A 1,013-nucleotide genomic window follows, 5' to 3' on the forward strand; every position below is an offset into this window, starting at 1 on the left:
TTGGCCCGTGAGATTATGTTACGCAATCAAGCCGTCAAACCCGGCGCTTGGTGCGCTTTTTTGGTCACTTGTTTTGTACTCGCTTTCAGTGCTTTCTATGAGCTTATAGAGTGGTGGGTGGCCGCTGCAACGGGCGAAGGTGCTGAGGCATTCCTAGGCACACAAGGTTATGTGTGGGATACCCAATCGGATATGTTTTTAGCCTTGATAGGGGCCATTGTAGCGCTACTCAGTTTATCCCGTGTGCAGGATAAGCAAATCACTAAACTTCTGACTCAAGTCTAATCGTAGTCTTGAGAGCATCCAATCCCTTTTGAATGACATTCAAAGGGGATTTTTATTCCCCAAAATGTCATTTTTCGGTGTTAATTTTGTGTTTAAACTTTCGATTGATGTTTCCATTAACTAAGGTATAAAGACGAGTGTGATCTCCATCTCGTTTAGTATTAATTGCTAGCAATGAAATACTATTTAGGGAGTTAGTCGAATTTACTACATATAAATAGAGGTTATTAGTACATTTGGGTGATGGCATTCATATGGTAACTAGTCAAAATGGGCTATGTTAATGAGATGTACGCTGAGTTTTAGGCAGATTTCATTAAGCCGGATAAAAAGATAATGGAATACTTTTCAGGGAGAAGAGTAAATTGGTTACTATCAATGAGTTAGTATTTTTACATCAAGTGGCGGCGCCTTGCCATTTAGCGATACTTGCTGAATCTATCGGATTGAAAACACGGATCGTTAAACATGCCTCAGCGTTAGAGTTAGATTTAGACAAAGGGCATCGCAGCTTTTGTTTAATCGCCCAGAAAGGTGCGGCCTTAGATAATAAAGGGATCCCTTTGCTGGCATCTCGTCTTGTCCCCCATATTCCTGTGGCTCTGTATCAAGTTGAGCGCAATTCCTTAGATCAAGAGTCAGCTATGCTGCTTGGCATACGCGGACTACTGTTTACTGACCAGCGTATGGATTTGATGTTGACCGGATTACGTAAAATGGTTGCCGAC

At 41.9% G+C, this 1,013-nt stretch carries 1 protein-coding gene and 1 pseudogene; both read left to right on the forward strand.

From position 1 onward, the window contains the following. On the forward strand, nucleotides 1-285 hold a 285-nt coding region (locus SHEWPOL2_RS22065), incomplete at its 5' end, for a DUF2238 domain-containing protein (RefSeq protein WP_037431866.1). 365 nt (nucleotides 286-650) lie between these two features. Next, nucleotides 651-1,013 (forward strand): annotated as a pseudogene (locus SHEWPOL2_RS22070) (DNA-binding response regulator); the annotation flags it as partial.

Origin of the sequence: Shewanella sp. POL2 (assembly GCF_000282755.1) — a bacterium.
Lineage (GTDB): Bacteria > Pseudomonadota > Gammaproteobacteria > Enterobacterales > Shewanellaceae > Shewanella > Shewanella xiamenensis.